We start from the raw sequence: 21,882 nt of genomic DNA, 5'->3' as shown, positions 1-21,882 counted from the left end.
AAACCCTCTTATTGTTCTGTCAGCGCACGCACGTGGACGCCGCTTTCGAGTTGTTCCAGCTGCGCGTGGTCGCTGATGCCGAAACCGATCTGCGTCACCGCCATCGCGGCAATTGCCGTGGCGCGGCGCAGGGTTTGCTCCGGCGTATCGCCACTGAGCAGACCGTGGAGCATCCCAGCCAACAGCGAGTCGCCGGCGCCGACGGTGCTGGCGACCGCGACCTTGGGCGGTGTGGCGTGCAGCGACGCGCCTGGGCTGTACCAGCTCACACCCGCAGCGCCGTCGGAAACCACCACGTGTTCCACACCTTGTTGATGCAATTGGCTGATGGCATCCGGGGCATTCCCCAAGGCGTCGGCCAGTTCTTCGGTATTGGGTTTGACCAGCCACGGACCGGCCTTAAGACCGGCGCGCAGCGCCTCACCGCTGGTGTCCAAGGCGACTTTCAAACCCAGGCCCTTGATCTTCTCCAGCATGCTTTGGAACCACTCAGGGCTGATACCACGCGGCAAGCTGCCGGCCACTACCACCGCATCAAATTCAGGGCCGACGATGGCGATGAGTTTGAGCAGCTCTGCTTGCGCCGCTTCACTCACCAGCGGCCCAGGCGCATTGATATCGGTGACCCGGCCATCCTGCTCGGCAATCTTGATGTTGCTGCGTGTCTCGCCCGGCACACGTATAAACGCATTGCCAAATCGACGGCGGGCGATCAGCGCGTCGAACGCCTGGGGGTTTTCTTCACCGAGAAACCCGCCCACGCTCACCTGATGGCCCAGGTCGGCCAGCACCTGCGCCACATTCACACCCTTGCCGGCGGCATGGGTCAGCAGGGTTTCGCTGCGGTTCACTTCACCCGGTTCCAGGCGCGCCAGGCGTACCGTCAGGTCCAACGCCGGGTTCAGCGTCAGGGTCAGAATCCTTGCCATCTATACGGCCTCCACGAGGGCTCGCACTTCGGCGGGCGAGCCCACCGCCAGTGCTTGTTGCGCCAGGCCCTGGGCCTCGCTCAGACTGAATTCGCGCACGCGCGCCTTCACTTCAGGGATGCTGCGGGCCGACACGCTCAGCTCATCCACCCCCAGGCCGATCAGCACCGGCACCGCCAACGGATCAGCCGCCAACTCGCCGCACACGCCAACCCACTTGCCATGGGCATGGGCGGCGCGCACGGTGATGTCGATCAGTTGCAACACCGCCGGGTGCAGGCCATCGGCCTGGGCGGACAGGGTCGGGTGGCCACGGTCGATGGCCAGGGTGTACTGGGTCAGGTCGTTAGTGCCGACGCTGAAAAAGTCCACTTCCTTGGCCAGGACCGGCGCCAGCAATGCGGCCGACGGCACTTCGATCATGATGCCCAGTTGCAGGTCTGCCACCGGGATTTCCAGGCGCAGGCGCTCGGTCATGTCGCGGGCCGCGCGCCATTCGTCAACACTGCCGACCATGGGGAACATGATGCGCAGCGGGCGGTTGTCCGCCGAGCGCAGCAGCGCCCGCAGTTGCGCTTCCATGATCTGTGGGCGCTGCAAGGTCAGACGAATGCCGCGCACGCCGAGGAAGGGGTTTTCCTCTTGGGCGATCGGCCAGTAAGGCAGCGGTTTGTCGCCGCCCACATCGAGGGTGCGCACCACCAGCGGACGACCGGCGAGGCCATCGAGGACACGGCGGTATTCGGCTTCCTGGGTGGCCTCGTCCGGCGCTTGCGGGTGGGCCATGAAAATCAGTTCGGTGCGCAGCAAGCCAATGCCTTCGGCGCCCTGCTCCACCGCGCTGGCAACCCCGGCACTTTCGCCGATGTTGGCGAACACTTCCACCGCATGCCCGTCGCGGGTCAGGGCCGGTTCATGGCGCTGCGCCGAGGCGGCTTGCAAGCGTTGCTCGCGGGTGTCGCGCTCGACCGTTGCGCGCTGCAGGGTCGCGGCGTCGGCGTCTACATGCAGGCGGCCGCGCTGGCCATCCAGCAACAATGGCGTGCCGGAAACCAGCAGCAACACTGCCGGACCGGCACCGACCAGCGCGGGAATCCCGAGGGCGCGGGCGACAATGGCGCTGTGGGCCGTCGCGCCGCCACGGGCGGTGAGGATGCCGGCGACGCGCGCCGGGTCCAGACGCGCCACATCGGACGGACCGACTTCGTCCATCACCAGAATGTAAGGTTCGCTCGGCTCCTGGGCGGTTTCGACGCCACAAAGCTGCGCCAGCACACGACGGCCGACGTCACGCAGGTCGGCGGCGCGCTCGGCGAGCAAGGCGTCCTGCAACGACTCCTGCTGCCTGGCCGCCGCCTCGATCACACTCATCCACGCCGCTTCAGCGCTTTCGCCTTGCTTGAGGCGGGTGTCGACTTCGTCGGTGAGTTCCGGGTCGTCGAGCATTTCCTGGTGGGTGATGAAAATCTCGCGGATCGCCTTGGATTGGCTGCGTTCGATCAGGCCCTGGATATCCCGGCGCACATCGGCCAAGGCGCCGTGCAGGCGCTGGCGCTCGATGGCGGAAGATTCGCCGCGCAAGGGGTAATCGAAGACCTGCTGCACCTGGATATGCGCCGGGCCGATGGCAATGCCCGGCGCGGCGGCGATGGCCTGGATCTGGCTGCCGGCCAAGGGTGCGCTGAGCACCGGCTCGATATCGACGACTTCAGGCGGGGCGCTTTGGGTCGGCAGCGGCTCGACCTCTTCACCCAAGCCCTCTTCCACCGCCGCCAACAACGCGGGCAGCGCGTCGCCGGCAATGGTCGGCTCGGCGACAAACTCCAGCACCTGGCCGCGACGCGCGCCGAGGCTCAGCAGTTTGCTCAGGCTTTTTACCGACACGGCGCCCACGGGGCCATCGACGATGCGCACACGCAGGTCGCCTTCAAAACTTTTCGCCAACTGCGCCAGGATCTTCGCTGGGCGCGCATGCAGGCCATGAGCGTTGGCCAGGGTGATGCGCGCAGTGGGCCAGTCGGGCGGCAACTCACCGCCCAGCACCTCAAGCACGGCGCGGCTGCTGGTGGCGCGGCCGAGTTCCTGGCCGCGCCCTTCGATGAGCAAGGCGCACAAGCGTTCGAGCAGCGTCTGGTGAGCTTCGCCCAGGCTGGCCAGGCAGAACAGGCCGTTGAGCGGCTGGCCGAGGTAGCGCATGGGTTTGTCCGGGGTGACAAACGCCAACCCTGGGCGCTTGACGGTCTGCTCGCTGTGCAACCACCACAGGCCATCACCCAGGGGCAGCGCATCCACCTGCTGCAACACCGCGGCGAAACCATTGCTCACACAATCGGCCTGACGCAACAGCCGCGCACCGCGCCAAACCAACTCTTCGAAGTCGTCGGCGGACACGCCCAGGCTGATCATCTGCGCATCCAGCGCCAGTTCCTGCGGCGCACCTTGCAGCAGTTTCAACAGCGCTTCGGCGCTGCCGGCACGGCGCAGGGCCTGGCCCAGGTCGGTTTCGCCGAGGGCGCGGGTGAGCAGTTGCAACAGGCGCAGGTGTTCGTCGGATTTGGCGGCAATGCCGATGGCCAGGTAAACAATCTGGCCGTCGCCCCAGTCCACCCCTTCGGGGAACTGCAGCAGGCGCACACCGGTGGAGAACACCTGGTCGCGGGTTTCGGGGGTGCCGTGGGGGATGGCGATACCTTGGCCGAGGAAGGTCGAGCCTTGGGCTTCACGGGCTTGCAAACCGCTGAGGTAACCCTCGGCGACCAGGCCGTCGGCCACCAGTTTTTCAGCGAGCAGGTGCAAGGCAGCAGATTTGTCCACGGCCACCTGGCCCATGGAAATCTGCTCTACAGTGAGCTCAAGCATGCCGTTCTCCTAGTTAGTGCAGTGGCGCACTAGGTATTGTTTTAAACAAACAGTGTAAAGGGTGTTCAGGTTTTACTGACTGAGCAGTCAATTGGCAGTAGCCACTCAGTCGCGAACGTCGTAAAAATACGCTGGCTGAAACGTTTAATCTATAGTTTGTGGAAGACTACGCGTTAATTGCGCATCCTTGAAGAACCACTCGGCGCTTGAGCCAGGACATTGGTCGTGTACAGGAATCGGTTACGATTGGAGAAAATGTCGGGGCAAGCTCCAGAAAACAAGGAAATCCCGGTTTGAAACTCAGTGATATCGCCCGTCTCGCCGGTGTGTCCGTGACCACCGCCAGCTACGTCATAAATGGCAAGGCTGAACAGCAACGCATCAGCAGCGCCACCGTCGAACGGGTGCGTGCCGTGGTCGAAGCCCATGGCTTTACCCCCAACCCCCAGGCCGCCGGGCTGCGCAGTCGGCACACGCGCACCTTGGGCTTTATCCTGCCCGACCTGGAAAACCCCAGTTATGCACGCATCGCCAAGCTCCTGGAGCAAGGGGCTCGGGCACGTGGCTATCAACTGCTGATCGCCAGCTCCGACGATGACGCCGACAGCGAACGCCAACTGCTGCAACTGTTCCGCGCCCGGCGCTGTGATGCGCTGTTTGTCGCCAGCTGCCTGCCGGCCAGCGATGACAGTTACCGCGAGCTGCAGGCCAAGGGGCTGCCAGTGATTGCCATCGACCGGGTGATGGGCGCGGATCAATTCTGCTCGGTGGTCAGCGACGACCGACAGGCGTGCCAGCAATTGACCAGCAGTCTGTTGCAGCCATTGCCCAAGCAGATCGTGCTGATCGGTGCGCGGCCCGAGCTGAGCATCAGCCAGGAACGTGCCGCCGGTTTCCGCGAGGCCCTCGAAGGGTTCACCGGTGAAGTGATCGTCGAACACGGTGAAGCCTTCAGTCGCGATTGTGGCCGACAGTTGATGGAGCAACTTCTGCAGCAACTGGGGCATTTGCCTGACGCGCTGGTGACCACGTCCTACGTACTGCTGCAAGGCGTGTTCGACGCCTTGCATGACTTCCCGCTCAAATCACGACCGCTGCGCCTGGGCACCTTTGGTGATACCCAGTTGCTGGACTTCCTGCCGCTGCCGGTCAACGCCATGGCCCAGCAACATCAACTGATCGCCGAGACCGCACTGCGCCTGGCCCTGGCCGCGATTGAAGAAGAACAGTACCAGCCCGGCGTGCATGCCATCGGCCGGACGTTCAAGCAGCGCATTCGCGAGACCTGAGCGTGGAGTTGATCGACACCCACACCCATTTGGACTTTCCGGACTTCGACAGCGATCGCCGGGAAGTCCTCGCTCACAGCCGGGCACTGGGCGTACGACGCATGGTGGTATTGGGGGTGTATCAGCAAAATTGGCAGCGGTTGTGGGACCTGGTGCAAGCGGACGAAGGCTTGTTCGCTGCCTTTGGCCTGCACCCGGTGTACCTCGATGACCATCGCCCCACCGACCTGACGGAACTGGGCGACTGGCTGACCCGCCTGCACGGCCACCGGCAACTGTGCGCCGTGGGCGAAATCGGCTTGGATTACTTTCTCGAACAGCTGGACCGCGAACGCCAACAAAGCCTGTTCGAAGCACAACTGAAACTGGCGGTGGACTTCCAACTGCCGGCGCTTCTGCACGTGCGTCGCAGCCACGCCGCCGTAATTGCAACCCTCAAGCGCATTCGCCTGCCCCGTGGCGGCATCATCCATGCGTTCGCCGGCAGCCGTGAAGAAGCCCACGAATACATCAAGCTCGGCTTCAAACTGGGCTTGGGCGGCGCGGCGACCTGGCCTCAAGCCCTGCGCATGCACAAGGTGCTGGCCCACCTGCCGCTGGACGCGGTGGTACTGGAAACCGACTCACCGGATATGGCGCCCGCGATGCACCCCGGCCAACGCAACAGCCCCGAACACCTGCCGGACATCTGCACCGCGCTCGCCGAGCGCATGAATACCAGCCCTCTATTGCTGGCCGAGGCGAGCACACGCAATGGGTGCGAGCTGTTCAATTGGTAGAGAAGGCGAGACCACTTGCAGCTCCAGCGTTATCCGCTGACGATAGCGGGCATATCGCAGCACCAGGAAATGCACCAGCAGCACGATCAGCGAAATGTTGAATTGGCCGATCACACTGATCAGCCCCACCCACTCCGTCACCAGTGCCACGATGAGTGCCGTGCAGGTCAATACCACCATGCTCGGGCGCACCAGTGCCCAATGGTCTAGCGACCTGAATTGGCGCAATTGCCGAGGGCAGTTCAACTGCAAGATCCACTGGCAGTACGGGCAATCGAACGGTTCTTCGATGGCAATGGCGTTCAGTTGCCAAGGCTTGAGATTAAAGGTGATGTCGCAATGGGCGCAGTGCCCCTTGATGCCGATTACAGCGTTCATCGCTGTGCCTCCCCAGGACTTGAAATCGAGTGAAACAATTTTCCCCCATTCAAAACCCCAGAAAAGAGACGCAGCGAAATCAGGACGAGCACCACGCCAGCAAACGACAAATCCTACATTCTGATCTTACACGCGGAACGCGCCGATCAATTGCTTCAACTCGATCACCTGCATCGACAGCTGTCGGCTCGCCGCTTCGGTCTGATGTGCGCCTTGGGCGGCATGTTCGCCAGCCCGATTGATCTCAACGATGTTCTGGTCGATATCGTGGGCGACGGCGGTTTGCTGCTCCACGGCGGCGGCAATTTGCTGGTTCTGATCGACGATCATCCCTACGGCAGCGAGGATGTTTTCCAGGGCTTGCTGGACCTTTTCCGACTGGCCCACGGTGCCACTGGCCATTTCATGGCTGCTGCCCATGGCCTTCACGGCCGCCGCCACGCCGCTGTGCAAGCGGCTGATCATCTGCTCGATTTCCTCGGTGGAGTGCTGGGTGCGTCGTGCCAGGGTACGCACCTCGTCCGCCACTACCGCAAACCCACGCCCTTGCTCGCCGGCCCGCGCGGCCTCGATGGCCGCATTGAGTGCCAGCAAGTTGGTTTGTTCGGCGATACTCTTGATTACTTCCAACACGCTGCTGATGGACTGGCTGTCGGTGGCCAGTTGGTTGATCACCCGCACCGACTGATCGATCTCCGTCGCGAGTCGCGCAATGCTGCCCTGCTGCGACTGCACCAGGCCACGGCCGCTGACGGTTTCGTCATTGACGCTATGGGCACTGCTCACCGCCGCCGCCGCACTGCGCGCGACTTCCTGGGCGGTGGACGACATCTGGTTCATGGCCGTCGCCACCTGCTCGATCTGCGTGCGTTGCCCGGAAACCGCCTGATTGCTCTGGGCCGAGACCGTCTCCACCTGCCCGGCCTGTAACTCGACCTGGCTGACGGTGTGTCCGACGCGCTCGATCAAGTCATGGATCTTCGCCACGGTGCCGTTGAATACCTGGCCCAGGTCACCCAACTCATCGCGGCTATGGGCAACAAAGGTGACGGTCATGTCACCGGCCGCCACCTTATCCATCATCGCGCCCAGACGCCGCAGCGTGGTGCGCGTGGACGCGTAGAAGCCTGCGTACAGGTAGAAAATCAACAGGAACACCGCGCTCAGGGCCGAGACCAGCACCACCATGTGCGTGCGGTTTTGTGCCAGGCGCTGTTCCAACTGTTGCCCGAGAAAGGTCAGCGTGGCGTCATCCAACTGGTAGGTCTGGGCCATCAACTGACTGACACTGTCGTAAAAGGCCTGCCAGGGCGCATCAAGGGTTTCGGCCATCACCACCTGCTCCTCGAATAACTCGCTGCCTTGCTTGAGGCTGGCGTTGCTGGTCTTGGCCAGGCTGTCGAGGGCCGCGTGCGCGGCTTTGCTGGAGCCCAAGGCATCCTGCAACTTCAAGCCATACTCGGCCTGGAGTTTTTCCAATTGCTGCAACAGCTCGTCAAAGCGTGTGCTGGACGACGAGTTGAGAAAGCCCTGGCCCAGGGAATACGCGCCCATTGCCCGGCCTTCGCCCAGGGTCTGGGTGACTTGCGGGGTCACGCTGGTGATCAGTTCACTGAGTTGGCGCAGGTCGCTTTGGGAATCGCGGCTTAAGCCGGACTGGCTGGCGATGATCTGGCTGAGCATCTGCGCCTTGTTGAGCAACTTGCCGATCAGGGCACTTTTGCTCAGCAGCGAGGTTTCCTGCTGTTGGGCCTTGAAGGCAGCGATCAACTCGTCGCGCTTGGCGTCAAAAGCGGCGATTTGCTCGGGTTCGGTCGTCATGGCGTTGAGGCTTTGCAGGCGGTTCAGCACGCTTTGTTCCAAAGCGCTGATCTTGCCCTCAAGGTCGCCCGCCTTACCGGACTGGCCCAACGTGGCGTTGATCTGCACCTGGTTGTTGAGGGTTTCCAGGTCGCGGCGCAGGGCCAGGCTGCTGCCGAGCAGGTCGAGGCTTTGCAGCTCGACGCGTGTGCCCTGGAATTCACGCCACGAATCACGCACCAGGTAATAGTTGGTCGCCAGCATCGGCAGCAGGAACAACACGCTGATCAGGCTGAACTTCATGCCGAAGCTCAGGCGATTCATCAGCGCGACGGCGGGATAGAGCAAGCTCTTCACAGGTGAACTCCCTTTCTTTTATTTTTATTGAGGCGCAGGGCGGCAGTTAGCCAGCATCTGTATAGCTCAATTTGAAAGGGAGTTTTGTAACTTAAGGTTAATGAGATCAGCCGTCAGGGCAGTACCGTCCAGATCGCAAACCCGGCATACCACAACACCGCCGCGCGCAGCAGAAGCTCCCACAGTCGGTCCAGGCTGTTGATGCCATCGGGGCCGACCGCTGGAGGCGGGATTTCAGCGGCGACCAGGCCAACTTTTTCCACCAGTTGGGCAGCGCTGATGTCCCAGCTCAGCAGTTCGTGGAGCATCACACGGCCGACCGCGACGAAGTTACCCACCAGGGCAAAACTGGCCGCCAGCAGGCGCACCGGCAGCCAGTCAAATGCGTGGCGCAGTTGCCCGGCTCGCTCAGCCACCAGAGGGTTCCTGCTGTGTTCACTGGCCAGTGCGAGCAGGCGGTAAGCCAACGCAGCCACAGGGCCCAACAGGAAGTACCAGAAAATCACGGCAAAAAAGCTTTGGTAGGCCTGCCACAACAGATGGCCCTGGACGCGCTCGAGCAATTGTTCGCCACTGTCGGCGCTCAGGTTCAAGTCACGCTCAGCCACGTGTTCGGCGGCTTGCAGGTCGCCCCGTCGCCAGGCATCGCGAAAGGGGCCCAGCCCGGCGAGCAGATCACCACGGCCCAGGCTGTAGATCACCACCAGCAAGTGCACCGGCAGTGCCAACAGCCCGTAAGCCACCGGCTCCAACACCAACAGCAACAACGCCAGCAACGCGACCGGCAACAACACCAGCAATGCCAGGATCAACCAGGGCTGCTTGCCCATGCGCGGGTTCGATTCCAGCTTGGCCAGTTCCCGCAGCCAACCCCCATCACGCTGCAACCGCTGGCGCAGGGCCGAAAATTTCTCGATCCAGACCGCCAGCACCAACACCAGGAAACTCATCGTGCGTGTCCTCCATCCTGCAGGGCGCTGCGAAAGCGCGTCCAATCAAAAGCCGGGCCGGGATCGGTCTTGCGACCCGGAGCGATATCGCTGTGACCACAAATGCGCTGGGGCGTGATGCCGGGGTAAGCCGCCAGCAACTGGCGGGTCAGGTCGATCAATGACGCATATTGAGCGTCAGTGAACGGCTGGTCGTCCGTGCCTTCGAGCTCCACCCCCAGGGAAAAGTCATTGCAGGTTTCCCGCCCCTCGAATTGCGAGATCCCGGCATGCCAGGCCCGGTCGAGACAGGACACAAACTGCGTCACCGCACCGTCACGCTCAATCAGAAAATGCGCAGACACCCGTAAGTCGGCAATCCCTTCAAAGTAGGGATGTTCCGTGACATCCAAGCGATTCTGGAAAAACTCCTGCACTTTACCGGTGGCGAACTGCGCCGGTGGCAGGCTGATGTTATGCACCACCAACAGTGAGATTTCGCCGGCGGGGCGCTCGTTGAAGTTGGGTGAAGGGCAATGACGGATGCCCTGGCACCAACCGCTGGTGGGGTCCAACTGCATACAGGTTCCTTTAACGAGACAACGTGTGACCAGTATGCCGCGTTCGACCCTCAGGTTGCGATCACTTGCCGTGATTGAGTTGACGCAGCTTGCTCACCACAGCGGCCAGTGCGCGCTCGAACAGGGGGCCATCGTCCAGGGCATGCAGGACGCCACGCTTGAACGCCAATGCCAGTTGGCCGGCACTTTTCTCCATCACCTTGAGCCCCGTGCGACTGGTGAAGACATAGGTCTCGGCCGGCGCCATGATCGCCGTCAGTCGGCAGCGCAGCGTAGTGGCTTCGTTTTCCTCGAACGCCACCCATCCCCCCACCTTGAGTTCTCGGGCTTTAAGCAAGTCGGGGTCGTTGTCCGGCAAGTCGCTGACCGGGTCGGGTGACGCCGATGTCAGCACAAACGCCTCACGTACTTCGATCAACTCGTCGACGCCTTCAGGTGCCTGGACATGCAGGGCTTGCAAGCGCACAAAAAATTCGCGGGTGCTGAAGGGGTCGAACGCGGCGCTGGTCAAGCCGTCGCGCAGGGCCTTGAGCAAGCCCGGCAGTTGCTCCAGTAGATGGCGCCCGGCTTCAGTGTCTTGTTGCAGGCCAACGCTCCAGATCAGTTCGTCCATGGTGCGTAGCCCCGCCTGCCACTGCACCGACTGCTCGCCATGCTTGAGACTGGCCAGCAACAGCACCTGGCTCCAGGCCTGCTGCAGAAACTGCACGACCGGACGCGGCAGGGTCTTGCCCAACAGCCGTTTGTTCAGCACATCGGCCACGCGCTGGCGGGCCGCTTCGGTGCGCACGCGCCCGGCTTCGGCATCACGGGTGTGTTGTTCAAGCAAATCGCTGCGCCGCCGCTCATCCGCGGTAAACGCGCTGAACTCGGCGAGCAGTTGGGAAAATATCGCCGGATCTTCGACAAATTCGTTGAGCAAGCGCTGCACCACCTGCTCGATGCGCAGGTACAGATGGTCGCGCTGGCTGCCGCCCATTGCGGCGGTTGCGACTTCATTGAGCAGACGCCGCGCCGGGTGACTGGCGCGACTGAAGAGGCTCTTGTCCAGCACCGCCACTTTCAGCATCGGGATCTGCAGGCGACCGATCAGGGCCTTGAAGGCATCGGGCACGGCGCGGTCGTTGAGGATGAATTCGAACAGCAGCGCGACCAGGTTGATCACATCTTCGTCCGCCTCCTCCACCACCCTCGACTTGCCACTCTTGACGCTGACGCGCGTGAGCAACTGCTCAAGCTGGTTGCGCAGGTCGAAATCATCCTCGACCTCAGGCTCCGGCACGTATTGCTGCAAATGGGAGAGCAGGCGCAGCAGGTCGCGGGTGGCGATGGGCAAGGGTTCGGCGCTGGCTTCAAGCGTCGGCGCCACGCTACCGCGTACCGCCGTGAGCAACTGCTGGAGCGCGGCAAAGGCTTGCTGGCCATTTCCGTCAACGGGCGGCAGGGTTTCCTCGCGTGGAAGCTCACGGGACTCACGCGCTTCAAGCCGCCGCGACGGTACGCTTTTGAGTTCAGGCAACACACCGGTCGCGACCAGCAACCGATTAGCTTCGCCGTATAGCTGGTCGGCGTCACTGAGTACGTATTTTTCAAACAGCTTGAGCATGATCAGCTTGACGCGGATCTCTACGCCCAGGCTGCGCCCCGCCCGCAGGAAGAACTCACACAACAGTGCAGGCCCCAGGGGGTTTTCGCGATCATCCAGGCGGTTGCCGAGCAACGCGCTCAAGCGCGCGGTGAGTTGGCCCAGGGCCAGGCCATCACGGTGCCGCACACGACCCAGCATGGCCTCAAGCGCCACGGCTTTTTCGCGATCATCCCTGGATGAGCCCGGTGCCGCGTCGTAGGACACCACCGGCACCAATTGCAATTCCCCGCGCCCTGCCTGACCCAGACTGGCGAAGGCTTCAAACAGGCGCTCCATGAACACGCGCTCGAAATTCTTGCGCTTGAGGCGCAGGTCGCGCATGGCTTCGAAGAAAATATGGTGATCGAGGTTGTTACGCGCCTTGTCGGCCATTTCGAACAAGGTGTCGTCAGCGTTATCGAACAGATCCTGCAGCCCTTGCTGCAACTGTTGCGCCGCCTTGTCGCGGACCTGCAGCAAAACCACCGGCAGTCGGGCGAGCGGCGATGGCGTGGCGGGCGCCTTGTTGAAGGGCACCACCTTTCCGTCATTGTGCATCCTGGCCTCCTGAAACGGCGGTATGGGTCTGAACGTCAAAGCTATGACGCCAATTGCAAGGCGCGAGATTATCTTGCAAATGAGGGGGGTTGCGCCAGCAAACTCTGCCTTTGCTCGGTAAATGAGTGGTGAGCCTGGGTTCGAACGCGCACTGCCCCTATAATCGGGGCACTTTGTCTGTGGAGCCTGTTATGCCGAATCTCCGTCTTGCCGACCTCACCGCCGAAATCGAAGCCAACGTGCGCCGCGCACTGCTGGAAGATATCGGCAGCGGCGACATCACTGCGCAGTTGATCCCGGCCGAACGGCTGGCCACGGCCACCATCATTACCCGTGACACGGCTGTTATCGCCGGTACGGCCTGGGTGGATGCGGTGTTCCGCCAACTGGACCCTCGGGTCGCGGTGCATTGGCAGGTGACCGACGGTGAACGCGTCAGCCCCAACCAGGTGCTGTTCCACCTTGAAGGCCCGGCACGTTCACTCTTGAGCGGCGAACGCTGCGCGCTGAATTTCCTGCAGTTGCTCTCCGGTGTCGCCACCCGTGCGCAATTCCTGGCGGATTTTGTGGCCAGTACCCAGGTCAAGCTGCTGGACACCCGCAAAACCTTGCCGGGGCTGCGCCTGGCGCAGAAGTACGCCGTAACCTGCGGCGGCTGCCACAACCACCGTATCGGTTTGTATGACGCGTTCCTGATCAAGGAAAACCACATCGCGGCCTGCGGCGGCATTGCCCAGGCGATCACGGCCGCCCACAAGATCGCCCCCGGCAAGCCGGTGGAAATCGAAGTGGAAAGCCTGGATGAACTGCGCGAAGCGCTGGCGGCGGGCGCGGATATCATCATGCTCGATGAGCTGAGCCTGGACGATATGCGTGAAGCCGTTCGCCTGAACGGCGGCAAGGCGAAGCTGGAGGCCAGCGGCGGGATCAATGAAAGCACCCTGCTGCCCATTGCGGAGACCGGGGTGGATTACATCTCGATTGGTGCGATGACCAAGGATGTGAAGGTGGTGGATTTGTCGATGCGGCTGAGTATCTGAGGAGCTGCAAGGAGTAAGCTTCAAGCTGCAAGAGGGCTGCAAGCTGCAAGACAACTTGCAGCTTGCAGTTTGAAACTGGCAGCTGCTTCTAAACCACCAAGTCGTTCATCTCGCAATACTCTTCCCACTCGACACCCAACACTTCAGCCGCCTCTTTATGCAAGGCCAGCCGTGCCGCTTCGAACTCTTCCGGTGTCGAGGTGTACTTGAGGGTCAGCTCCCAGGGCTGATAACCCTGGCTCTCGGCCTCGTCCTCGAATGCCCACTGAATCTGGTCGCGCTGATCATCGGCGCTCAGGTCCTTGATCTCTTCTTTAAGTTGCGGCGACTCCTCGAGGTATTTTTCGAGGGCTGCTTGATGCCGAACTTCCTGGGTCATTTCAGTCGTGGTCATGTCGTTCTCTTAGATCGAGGAATGGGGATGCATCTGGGTCATCAAGGTTGCGCAGATACAAAAGAGCGGGCGCAAATGCCAGCTCGTCTGGCCTTCAGAACCATTCTGGGATCATCTGAAAACAGTGCTGCCGATGTTGCCTTTTTGCCCGAGACAGGAATCGAACCTGCGACCTTCGCGTTACGAGTGCGCTGCTCTACCGGCTGAGCTACACGGGCGGTGGGCTAAAGCTAGCACCGCATCGGGAGTCCGGCAACTTGCCGCCGTCAGCGGGCAATCACGCCTTGGGCCCAGAAGCGTGGTTGCAGGTGATTGCCATGGGCGCCCAGGTACTGCTGTTGAGCGTGTTCGATATGAGGAACGTCCCGCAAGGCGATCACAACCAACAGACCAACGGCCAGTACACCCATTGCTTTCCAGGCGCTCCAGGCCAATGGCAACTCGTTGGTTTGTGGGGTTCGCCAGACGTGCAACGCCATCAGCCAGCCCACCACCAGCGCCAGCCAGACCTGGGAGTTGGGCATCACGATCACGCCGTCGACCATGGACTGCACCAGCGCACCGACCAACGCCGCAAACAGGCACAGCCGCAGCAAATCTGCACACTCGGCGCTCAGCGCACGCTCACGCACGACACCGACCGTGGCCCAGCCTCCTCGCCATGCCAACACCGCGACGCACAACGCGGATGGCACGCCCCACTCGCTCGTCCATTGCAGGATGGTCTGATGGGGGTGAGCGGCAATACTGTTGGTGATATCGGCGAAATGCATTGGCCCGAAGCCCAACCAAGGCCGCTCGACGAGCATATGCCAGGCCTGCCACCAGATCGGCCCTCGCCCCGACAACGACGTCGTGAGGCGATCGCTGGCGGCATTGGCGATCTCGATCCCCAGGTAATCCGCCAACACCTTGAACACCAGCCAATACAACAACAGTCCGCCCAGCATTGCGGCCAACTGCCACCCCAACCAGCGCCGGCCCCATGGCCCCAGCACCGCCAACACCACGCCCGCCGCGCCCATGCCAAGCCAGGTGCCACGCGTGCCGCCAGCCACTGCAATCAGCCACCACACGCACAGCAGCGCAAACACCACGGCCTTGAGTGAGCGAGACAGCGTGGGGATCAATAAGGGGAGCGCCAGCAGCGGCAAAGTAAACGTCTGGAACTGGCCGTAGAAACGCTTGTTGGAAAAGCCGGCCAGCAATACGTCAGGGTCTAGCGTGCGCTCAGCGCTGATGAACGCCAGAGCACCGGCGTAGGTGTATTGAATCGATTTGATCAGGCACAGCAGCACCACGAACAGAATCAAGACGCGGTCCAACGATTCACCGCCCTGGCGTCGCAGCAGGGCGAATGCCACCGCAATCGCGCCACAGCTGACGAACGATGCCATTTCGACAAGCGCCCAGAGCGGCTGGTGAGCCCGCATTGAAGACGCCAGGCCCAGCACAATGATCAGCGCCAGGCCCAAGGCCGTGGGCCGGTCAACCAGCCGTTCAACGTGGGCGACCGACAGCCCGTACAGCACCGCGCAAGCCCCGATGGCGATCTGCATCACCCGTTGCAGATCATGCCCACTGAAGGGAGCACAAACCCCAACCACCAGCAGGCACACCACGGCCACCAGGAAAATACTGCCACGCTGCTCTACGGATAACGCCATCGGCCACCTCAACTTCCCTGCGGAGGGTTTAGCAGTTATGCACCGTCGGCGCCGCAACCTTTGGCGACATATTTTGCGTCAGCGGTGGTGGTGCATTTCCAACCGGTGGTGGCATTGCGCGTTAGGCTGATGGTCTTGCCCAGCACCGGCGCGGGCGCGTCGAGTATTTCGCATTGGATGGAGCCCGCGCCCGTGGCGACATCGCCTGCTACATCAATCTTGCAGTTGGCTGTCGGGCTGGTGCCGCCGATCAATGCCAGCGTCGGGACCGTGCCCTGGTTGAGGGTGTCTTCATACCCAGGCTTCAACGCGCTGATTTCAGCCAGGCCGGCGGTGAATTTGGCCTTGGCCTGGTGGGTGGTGTACATGGGCAGGCCAATGGTGGCCAAAATGCCGATGATTGCCACGACGATCAACAGCTCGATCAGGGTAAAACCTTTTTGACGTCTCACATTCACTCTCCAGGATAAAACTCATGACAAGGCGCGTCCTGCGCCCCGTTGTTGTGCAGCGGCGCCAGTGTACTCATCCGCAGACGCTCAATCGCGCGCAAGTCGCATATTCTGACATTTTATCCTGCTTCCCCAGCCTGCCCGAATCCGTCACCTGACTAAGCTATAAATCTTCGACGACCTCTGTGCGGAACGGTGACATGGACGACGCTTTAACGCTGTACGCCTGGGAAGGCATCAATCGCAAAGGACGCAGGGTGTGCGGGCAAACCACGGGGCACAATCTTGCCTGGGTCAGGGCCCAGTTGCGCCAACAGGGCATCAGCCCGGGGCATGTGCGCAAGAAATCCCCCGTTCTGCGAGGACTCACACCGTCGATCAAATCGACGGATATCACCCTGTTCACTCGCCAACTGGCGACGCTGCTGAAGGCCGGGATTCCCCTGCTGCAAGCTTTCGCCGTCATCGGCGATGGCTTCGACAACCGCGCTGTTCGCGAGTTGGTGCAGGGGCTGAAACAAGCGATTGCCGCAGGTTCCAGCCTGGCCGAAGCCTTGCGCAAACAACCGCGCTGCTTCGATGAGCTGTATTGCAATCTGGTGGCGGCCGGCGAGCAGGCCGGAGCGCTGGAAACCCTGCTGGAGCGTGTGGCGATCCATCGGGAAAAGAGCGAGCAGTTAAGGACCAGGATCAAAAAAGCCATGACCTATCCGATCGCGGTGCTGGTGGTGGCCAGCCTGGTCACCGGCGTTCTGCTGATCCACGTCGTGCCGCAGTTCCAGAACCTGTTTGCCGGCGTCGACGGCACGCTGCCCGGTTTTACCTTGCAGGTGATCGCCTTGTCCGAGTTTGTGCAGAAAGCCTGGTGGATCGTAGCGCTGGGCATTCTCGCGGGCGGCATGGGGTTGCGCCACGCCTATAACGCCGCCCCTGCTTTTCGACTCTGGCTGGATGCCGGTTTGTTGAAAGCGCCGCTGGCAGGCAAACTGCTGACAAAATCGGCCGTGGCCCGCTACGCCCGCACACTGTCCACGACCTTTGCGGCGGGTGTCCCATTGGTTCAGGCATTGGATTCAGTAGCCGGCGCGGTCGGTTCAGGGCCGTTCAAACAGGCAATCGAACATATGCGACACGATGTATCCACCGGCCTGCCATTGAATCAATCCATGCTCGCCAGCGGCCTGTTCCCTCCCATGGCGATCCAGATGACTGCTATCGGCGAAGAGTCGGGCACACTGGACCGCATGCTGGAAAAGGTCGCCAATCATTACGAGGCCGATGTGGACAACCTGGTCGATAACCTCACCAGCCTGATGGAGCCGCTGATCATGGTGGTCCTGGGCAGCATCGTCGGCGCGCTGGTCATCGCCATGTACTTGCCGGTCTTCCAGCTGGGGAGCGCGTTTTGAGCCTGTTACTGGTTGAACACCCGTGGGCCTTTGTGGTGATGGCAGGGATACTGGGGCTGATCGTCGGCAGTTTTCTCAACGTGCTGGTGTGGCGCCTGCCAAAAATGCTCGAACGGGAATGGCGCGCCCAAGCCCATGAAGTGCTCGGTATACCCGCCGACCCAGCCGGGCCGACCTATAACCTGATGCGCCCCAATTCCTGCTGCCCGCATTGCAACCATCCGATACGCCCGTGGGAAAATATCCCACTGCTCAGCTACTTGTTTCTGCGAGGTCGTTGCGCCGATTGCCGAGGGGCAATCAGCCCACGCTATCCACTTACTGAACTGGCGTGTGGACTGATCTCGGCCTGGGTGGCCTGGCATTTCGGCTTTGGCTGGCAGGCGGGCGCAGTGCTTGTACTGAGCTGGGGCTTGCTGGCGATGAGCCTGATTGATGCCGATCATCAATTGTTGCCGGATGTGCTGGTGATGCCGTTGCTGTGGCTGGGGCTGATCGTCAACGGGTCCGGCCTGCTGACGACATTGGCCGACGCACTGTGGGGCGCGGTGATCGGGTACATGAGCCTGTGGAGCGTGTTCTGGCTGTTCAAGCTGGTCACTGGCAAGGACGGCATGGGCCACGGCGACTTCAAGTTACTCGCGCTGCTCGGTGCCTGGGGCGGTTGGCAGATCCTGCCGATGACGCTGTTGATGTCGTCGTTGGTCGGTGTATTCGTCGGCTTGATCCTGATGCGCCGGCACAAGGCCCAAGCGTCGGCGCCGATGCCATTTGGTCCGTATCTGGCCATTGCCGGCTGGATTGCATTGCTCTGGGGTGGTCAAATAACCGACTTCTATTTGCAGTCTGTCGGTTTCAGATGACCACTTCTGTTGCAACACCCTGGATTCTCGGCCTTACCGGCGGCATCGGCAGCGGCAAAAGCGCGGCGGCCCAGCACTTTATCGACCTGGGTATCGACCTGGTAGACGCCGACCACGCCGCCCGCTGGGTGGTGGAGCCTGGCCGTCCGGCACTGGCGCGTATCGCTGAGCACTTTGGCGCCGGCGTGTTGCAGCCTGACGGCCAATTGGACCGCGGCGCATTGCGCAAGCTGATCTTTGAAGTCCCCGAAGAGCGCCGTTGGCTCGAAGCCCTGCTGCACCCGTTGATTGGTGAAGAAATCCGCAGCCACCTGGCGCGGGCAACGTCACCTTACGCGATCCTGGTGTCGCCACTGCTGATCGAATCCGGCCAGTACAGCATGACCCAGCGCATCCTGGTGATCGACGTGCCGCAATCGCTGCAGATTCAGCGTACCCTGCAGCGCGACGGCATCAACGAGCAACAGGTACAGGCGATCCTCAAGGCACAATCCAGCCGCGAAGACCGCCTGAAACATGCCGATGACGTCCTGGTCAATGACCAGGACCTCGCCTGGCTGCACAGCGAGGTCGAGCGACTGCACCACTTTTACCTTACTTTGCGTGGAGGCCGATCATGAGCCAACCCTTGACCGTCGACTGCCCAACCTGCGGCGCACTCGTGGAATGGAAAGCGACCAACCTCAACCGGCCGTTCTGCTCGGACCGCTGCAAACTCATCGACCTGGGCGCCTGGGCCGCTGAAGAACACAAGATCCCCGTGGCCCCGGATGCCGAAGACGAACTGTTTTCCGAAGACCTTCCACCGCGCCACTAAGGGCGCATAAAGGCGTATTCCTGCTGGTCGTCGAGGTTTTCTGCAAGGTATTGCAGCTCGTCGGCCAGGTCTTCGAAACTGCGCACCCCCTTGCTCTGCTGCACCACTGCACTGAGCATGGCGCGCAGGGTCAGGCCTGGGTCAAAACCGATTTCCTGTGCCGCGTCCTGGCTTCTGCGCAATTCCTGCCGTGCCCACTCGTACACACTCATGATCCGTGCTCCTGGAAAAATTTTGCAGAGCATGGGCCTGCCAGGGCGCGTGAGATTTGATCTGGATCAACGCTGCGAATCGTCATCCTTCCAGGGCGCCGAGAGGTAACGCGTGCGGTTGAAAGTCTCCAGCCATTCCGGGCAAAACACCACCAGGGCGCTGACGACCATGCCGTTGATAAAGGCCTCGGGAAAGATGATCAGCCACAGGTAGCCAACGAAATCCTCCAGCCATTCCGGCATGGCGAAACGGCCGTCGAACCACAGCAGCCCCAGCCCGAACAGCAGGCAGAGCAAGGCCGATAATGCGGCGGCAAAAAATCCGGAACAAAAGATGTATACGAAGGGATTACGCGGTTGCGCTCGCTCGACCAACTGCGCACAGGCTTCAGTGACCAGCACCGGCAGCACGACCAGCAACAGGCCATTGATGCCAAGGGCGCCCAGGTCCTGGCGCCCCAACAACATCAACCCGAACTGGGCCGCGAAGCCGCCGACAATTGCCAAGGGCCAATCCAGCAGCAGGGTCACGGCAGTCATGCCAATGAAGTGGTAGGACACACCGGTATCGAAGTCCCGCCGGACCAGCCACAACATGAACAATGCGAACACCGTGCCGAAGAGCAGGTGCTGACGGCGCCGGTCGGCGAACAGCTCCACCCACGGCGAACGCAGGATCGCCCACACCAGCACCGGCGCATACAACACCCAGCCGATACCGAGGGTTTGCGGCGCTAGCATCGCGGCGCTGATCATGGCTTTATCTCACCCAAAAGGTTGCTATCGGGTGATCAGTCTACACCGCGCTTTACCACAGGTAGCGATACCCCAGGTTCACACCCCACGGCTGCTCGATGGAATTGCCTTTGGCGTACTCGGCATCCAGGGAGATCTTGCTCTTCTCGCTGACTTGCAACACACCACCTAAGCCCAGCTCTGTGCGATCGCCCGGCAACTTGGCATCGAGCTTATTGCCATTGACGCTGACCTTGCTGCCACCGGCATGCTCTGTGACATAGGACGCCTTCACGTACGGCTGCGCCTTCATGCCGTTGCTCAATGCCAGGCTACGGCCGAACAGTGAACCCACACGGCTCTGCAACGAGTCGAGATCGTCGGACTTGACCCTCAAGCCATTGCTCGCGGTGTAGTCGGCGCCTTGGGTGCGAGTCGCGGTGAGTTCGAGTTGAGGCTCGACGAACCAGCCACTTCCCAAAGGGATGTGCTTGCCCACTTCGATATCCGCGCCCACTCCATTGGTTTTATACGACCCCTTCACCCGATCGCCGAGGTTCGTCGGCATCTTGATATCGTTGTCGAACCGGCTGTACTTCAGCACACTGTCGACGTAGATGCCGTTGTCGTGCAGGTAAGTGGCATACACACCGAACATCTTGCTGTCGGTGTTGCCCGAAGCGCCCTCACCGAAATCCTGGTCCGACCGGGCAGTACCCACCATGGCGCCGAGATACACCTTGCCGTTGCTCAGCGCCACTGCCTTGTCGGCGCCGATTTCAAGCCCGGAGATATTCTGGGAATAGGCACGGCTGGACTGCTCGCTCACATCGAAACGCCTGCTGATGGCCCGAGTCCATACGCCCCCGTTATCCTCGCCCATCCGCAATTCGCCCAGGCGTTTGACCAGCGCGTTCATCTGCGCACTCCATAGGCTGGCGCTGGCGGTGTGTGCAGCGATGGCGGCGTTGGCCCCCGAAGAGAGGTTCTGCGGCGACGGCCCAGAGGGCCCTTTGCCAGCACTGGCCAATACCCAATCGTCACCTTCTTGCTGCAGGCCGTATCGAAAGGCGCCGGCATCGACATGCCCGCCGTACAGATCGAACTTGGCGCTGCCGCCATGGGTGTCCACCAACAGCAAACGGCCGTCCGCTGTACCCGGCTCATGGCCCGAATCCGCCACGATCAACGTATGGTTGCCGCTCGCCAGTCCGGCGCCCTCCACCACCAACACATCGTTTTGCGCGCTGGCGATGTCGGTATTCATCAGGATACTGCCGCTGCCGGACAACGCATTGACGGTGAAGGTCTTGAAGGTGCCGTCGGTACTTGGCGCGAAAACCAGACGCCCCCCATTGAGGGTCAGCGAGTCCACGGTTTTTACGCCGTTTTCCATGACACTAACGCTACCGCCCGCGTCCGCCACCAGTCCATTGGCCTGTGCACCGCCGAAGAGGTTGACCTGGCCGCCGTTGCTGACCGTACTGTTATTGGCGGTAGCACTGTCGTAAACGTTCTGCACACCACCGCTGATATGGGTATCGGTCGCCACGGCACCGCCCAGGATGCCGCGTTCCAGATTTTGGACGCCGCCGGTCAACACAAACGTGTTAAGCGCCGCCCCCTGATTGATCACCGTCTGCACGCCACCGTCGTTAATGACGGTGTCCGCTGCGGACGCACCAAGCGTGAGGGTTTGCACACCGCCCGAATTAATCACGGTGCCGTTGGCGCGGCTGTTTGGGGTTTGCACTGTCTGTGTGCCGCCATTCAAGACCGTTCCGTTGGCGATCCCCCCGGCACTGACAACTTGAGAACCGCCGACATTGACCACTGCGCGATTGGACGTGCCGCTTTGCACCAGTTGGCGGCCATTGACCGTTGCATCATTGGAGACACCATGCTGGAAAACAGCCTGAGTGCCCGTCACCTCAATCAAAGTGTTGTTGGCCGTGCCGTTGGTGCCAATGCTCTGCTGCCCCCCCGTCACCATCTCGCCATCGACCACTGCGCCATTGTTGACCGTGGGTGTAAACGCCCGCGCGGGGGTAGGCTGCAGCATGAACATGGCCAGTGCCAGCGGCGAAAGGGCAAGTATCGCCGGGCGTTTCGGGTGAAGGGTGTGCATGATTCAAAACCTCAGACTAACCGCCAAACCGGCGATAAGGACGCCGGAGGCATCCAGGTCGAGCGCGGCTGACGTTAGA

Annotated in this window: 20 protein-coding genes and 1 tRNA gene; 7 read left to right on the top strand and 14 right to left on the bottom strand. The window is 61.7% G+C overall.

Annotation, left to right across the window (positions count from 1 at the left end):
* Window positions 1–8: 8 nt before the first annotated feature.
* A complete protein-coding gene (pfkB, locus tag H096_RS32705) occupies window positions 9–929 on the bottom strand; it encodes a 1-phosphofructokinase (RefSeq protein ID WP_033903357.1) in 921 nt (306 codons plus the stop codon).
* Window positions 930–3,788, bottom strand: coding sequence for a phosphoenolpyruvate--protein phosphotransferase (gene ptsP, locus H096_RS32700; protein ID WP_033903356.1), 2,859 nt, complete (start codon window positions 3,786–3,788; stop codon window positions 930–932). It lies immediately after the preceding gene.
* A gap of 293 nt (window positions 3,789–4,081) precedes the next feature.
* On the opposite strand from ptsP, the gene cra reads away from it, so the two are divergent.
* On the top strand, window positions 4,082–5,077 hold the full coding sequence (gene cra / locus H096_RS32695; RefSeq protein WP_033903355.1) for a catabolite repressor/activator: 996 nt from the start codon (window positions 4,082–4,084) through the stop codon (window positions 5,075–5,077).
* 2 nt (window positions 5,078–5,079) lie between these two features.
* Entirely contained in the window at window positions 5,080–5,856 is a 777-nt protein-coding gene (locus H096_RS32690; protein WP_033903354.1) for a TatD family hydrolase, read from the top strand.
* On the opposite strand, the gene H096_RS32685 is transcribed toward H096_RS32690, so the two are convergent.
* The 5 genes from H096_RS32685 to H096_RS32665 form a co-directional block, all read right to left on the bottom strand.
* Complete coding sequence (locus H096_RS32685; RefSeq protein ID WP_033903353.1) at window positions 5,803–6,234, bottom strand: hypothetical protein; 432 nt, start codon at window positions 6,232–6,234, stop codon at window positions 5,803–5,805. The genes H096_RS32690 and H096_RS32685 overlap by 54 nt on opposite strands.
* Before the next feature lie 126 nt (window positions 6,235–6,360).
* The gene (locus tag H096_RS32680) at window positions 6,361–8,391 is read right to left on the bottom strand and encodes a methyl-accepting chemotaxis protein (protein WP_033903352.1); all 2,031 of its coding nucleotides are present in this window, start codon (window positions 8,389–8,391) and stop codon (window positions 6,361–6,363) included.
* 113 nt (window positions 8,392–8,504) lie between these two features.
* Window positions 8,505–9,341, bottom strand: coding sequence for a regulatory signaling modulator protein AmpE (gene ampE / locus H096_RS32675; RefSeq protein WP_033903351.1), 837 nt, complete (start codon window positions 9,339–9,341; stop codon window positions 8,505–8,507).
* Window positions 9,338–9,901: a 1,6-anhydro-N-acetylmuramyl-L-alanine amidase AmpD gene (gene ampD, locus H096_RS32670; protein ID WP_033903350.1), complete on the bottom strand. Its 564-nt coding sequence runs from the start codon at window positions 9,899–9,901 to the stop codon at window positions 9,338–9,340. Before ampD ends, ampE begins: the two co-directional genes overlap by 4 nt.
* A gap of 61 nt (window positions 9,902–9,962) precedes the next feature.
* The gene (locus tag H096_RS32665) at window positions 9,963–12,086 is read right to left on the bottom strand and encodes a DUF1631 domain-containing protein (protein ID WP_033903349.1); all 2,124 of its coding nucleotides are present in this window, start codon (window positions 12,084–12,086) and stop codon (window positions 9,963–9,965) included.
* A gap of 191 nt (window positions 12,087–12,277) precedes the next feature.
* Here H096_RS32665 and nadC point away from each other — a divergent pair, with 191 nt between their 5' ends.
* The gene (gene nadC / locus H096_RS32660; RefSeq protein WP_033903348.1) at window positions 12,278–13,126 is read left to right on the top strand and encodes a carboxylating nicotinate-nucleotide diphosphorylase; all 849 of its coding nucleotides are present in this window, start codon (window positions 12,278–12,280) and stop codon (window positions 13,124–13,126) included.
* An 88-nt stretch (window positions 13,127–13,214) separates the two neighbouring features.
* Here the strand turns inward: nadC and H096_RS32655 are convergent, their stop codons facing one another.
* The 4 genes from H096_RS32655 to H096_RS32640 form a co-directional block, all read right to left on the bottom strand.
* Complete coding sequence (locus H096_RS32655; RefSeq protein ID WP_033903347.1) at window positions 13,215–13,520, bottom strand: DUF6388 family protein; 306 nt, start codon at window positions 13,518–13,520, stop codon at window positions 13,215–13,217.
* 145 nt (window positions 13,521–13,665) lie between these two features.
* Window positions 13,666–13,738: transfer RNA gene (locus H096_RS32650), tRNA-Thr, on the bottom strand.
* Window positions 13,739–13,786: 48 nt separating this feature from the next.
* Window positions 13,787–15,187, bottom strand: coding sequence for an O-antigen ligase family protein (locus tag H096_RS32645; RefSeq protein WP_033903346.1), 1,401 nt, complete (start codon window positions 15,185–15,187; stop codon window positions 13,787–13,789).
* Window positions 15,188–15,222: 35 nt separating this feature from the next.
* Complete coding sequence (locus H096_RS32640) at window positions 15,223–15,645, bottom strand: pilin (RefSeq protein WP_082462009.1); 423 nt, start codon at window positions 15,643–15,645, stop codon at window positions 15,223–15,225.
* Window positions 15,646–15,839: 194 nt separating this feature from the next.
* Between H096_RS32640 and H096_RS32635 the strand changes: the two genes are divergently transcribed.
* From H096_RS32635 to yacG, 4 genes are read left to right on the top strand one after another with little or no spacing between them, the layout of a single operon-like run.
* On the top strand, window positions 15,840–17,048 hold the full coding sequence (locus tag H096_RS32635; protein ID WP_033903344.1) for a type II secretion system F family protein: 1,209 nt from the start codon (window positions 15,840–15,842) through the stop codon (window positions 17,046–17,048).
* The gene (locus tag H096_RS32630; RefSeq protein WP_033903343.1) at window positions 17,045–17,911 is read left to right on the top strand and encodes an A24 family peptidase; all 867 of its coding nucleotides are present in this window, start codon (window positions 17,045–17,047) and stop codon (window positions 17,909–17,911) included. Before H096_RS32635 ends, H096_RS32630 begins: the two co-directional genes overlap by 4 nt.
* On the top strand, window positions 17,908–18,531 hold the full coding sequence (gene coaE / locus H096_RS32625) for a dephospho-CoA kinase (protein ID WP_033903342.1): 624 nt from the start codon (window positions 17,908–17,910) through the stop codon (window positions 18,529–18,531). The genes H096_RS32630 and coaE overlap by 4 nt, the downstream gene beginning before the upstream one ends.
* The gene (gene yacG, locus H096_RS32620) at window positions 18,528–18,728 is read left to right on the top strand and encodes a DNA gyrase inhibitor YacG (RefSeq protein WP_033903341.1); all 201 of its coding nucleotides are present in this window, start codon (window positions 18,528–18,530) and stop codon (window positions 18,726–18,728) included. Before coaE ends, yacG begins: the two co-directional genes overlap by 4 nt.
* Here the strand turns inward: yacG and H096_RS32615 are convergent.
* The 3 genes from H096_RS32615 to H096_RS32605 all read right to left on the bottom strand — a co-directional run bounded on the left by H096_RS32615 (window position 18,725) and on the right by H096_RS32605 (window position 21,803).
* Window positions 18,725–18,940: a hypothetical protein gene (locus H096_RS32615; RefSeq protein ID WP_003171680.1), complete on the bottom strand. Its 216-nt coding sequence runs from the start codon at window positions 18,938–18,940 to the stop codon at window positions 18,725–18,727. The two genes, yacG and H096_RS32615, sit on opposite strands and share 4 nt — an antisense overlap.
* A 66-nt stretch (window positions 18,941–19,006) precedes the next feature.
* Entirely contained in the window at window positions 19,007–19,696 is a 690-nt protein-coding gene (locus tag H096_RS32610) for an energy-coupling factor ABC transporter permease (RefSeq protein ID WP_033903340.1), read from the bottom strand.
* Between the two features lie 52 nt (window positions 19,697–19,748).
* Window positions 19,749–21,803 carry an autotransporter outer membrane beta-barrel domain-containing protein gene (locus tag H096_RS32605; RefSeq protein ID WP_051422278.1) on the bottom strand — a complete coding sequence of 685 codons (2,055 nt, stop codon included), beginning with the start codon at window positions 21,801–21,803 and terminating at the stop codon, window positions 19,749–19,751.
* Window positions 21,804–21,882: the final 79 nt, after the last annotated feature.

It is taken from the genome of Pseudomonas sp. FH1, assembly GCF_000510895.2.
GTDB classification, from domain to species: domain Bacteria; phylum Pseudomonadota; class Gammaproteobacteria; order Pseudomonadales; family Pseudomonadaceae; genus Aquipseudomonas; species Aquipseudomonas azotoformans_A.
Note: the sequence above shows the minus strand (reverse complement) of the source record. Positions and strands in the feature narration are given on the sequence as shown.

What these genes read in the sequence shown, in the direction of transcription:
- pfkB (WP_033903357.1), bottom strand. Translation starts at nt 929, where the DNA reads ATGGCAAGGATTCTGACCCTGACGCTGAACCCGGCGTTGGACCTGACG.
- ptsP (WP_033903356.1), bottom strand. Translation starts at nt 3,788, where the DNA reads ATGCTTGAGCTCACTGTAGAGCAGATTTCCATGGGCCAGGTGGCCGTG.
- H096_RS32685 (WP_033903353.1), bottom strand. Translation starts at nt 6,234, where the DNA reads ATGAACGCTGTAATCGGCATCAAGGGGCACTGCGCCCATTGCGACATC.
- ampE (WP_033903351.1), bottom strand. Translation starts at nt 9,341, where the DNA reads ATGAGTTTCCTGGTGTTGGTGCTGGCGGTCTGGATCGAGAAATTTTCG.
- ampD (WP_033903350.1), bottom strand. Translation starts at nt 9,901, where the DNA reads ATGCAGTTGGACCCCACCAGCGGTTGGTGCCAGGGCATCCGTCATTGC.
- H096_RS32665 (WP_033903349.1), bottom strand. Translation starts at nt 12,086, where the DNA reads ATGCACAATGACGGAAAGGTGGTGCCCTTCAACAAGGCGCCCGCCACG.
- nadC (WP_033903348.1), top strand. Translation starts at nt 12,278, where the DNA reads ATGCCGAATCTCCGTCTTGCCGACCTCACCGCCGAAATCGAAGCCAAC.
- H096_RS32655 (WP_033903347.1), bottom strand. Translation starts at nt 13,520, where the DNA reads ATGACCACGACTGAAATGACCCAGGAAGTTCGGCATCAAGCAGCCCTC.
- H096_RS32645 (WP_033903346.1), bottom strand. Translation starts at nt 15,187, where the DNA reads ATGGCGTTATCCGTAGAGCAGCGTGGCAGTATTTTCCTGGTGGCCGTG.
- H096_RS32635 (WP_033903344.1), top strand. Translation starts at nt 15,840, where the DNA reads ATGGACGACGCTTTAACGCTGTACGCCTGGGAAGGCATCAATCGCAAA.
- coaE (WP_033903342.1), top strand. Translation starts at nt 17,908, where the DNA reads ATGACCACTTCTGTTGCAACACCCTGGATTCTCGGCCTTACCGGCGGC.
- yacG (WP_033903341.1), top strand. Translation starts at nt 18,528, where the DNA reads ATGAGCCAACCCTTGACCGTCGACTGCCCAACCTGCGGCGCACTCGTG.
- H096_RS32615 (WP_003171680.1), bottom strand. Translation starts at nt 18,940, where the DNA reads ATGAGTGTGTACGAGTGGGCACGGCAGGAATTGCGCAGAAGCCAGGAC.
- H096_RS32610 (WP_033903340.1), bottom strand. Translation starts at nt 19,696, where the DNA reads ATGATCAGCGCCGCGATGCTAGCGCCGCAAACCCTCGGTATCGGCTGG.
- H096_RS32605 (WP_051422278.1), bottom strand. Translation starts at nt 21,803, where the DNA reads ATGCACACCCTTCACCCGAAACGCCCGGCGATACTTGCCCTTTCGCCG.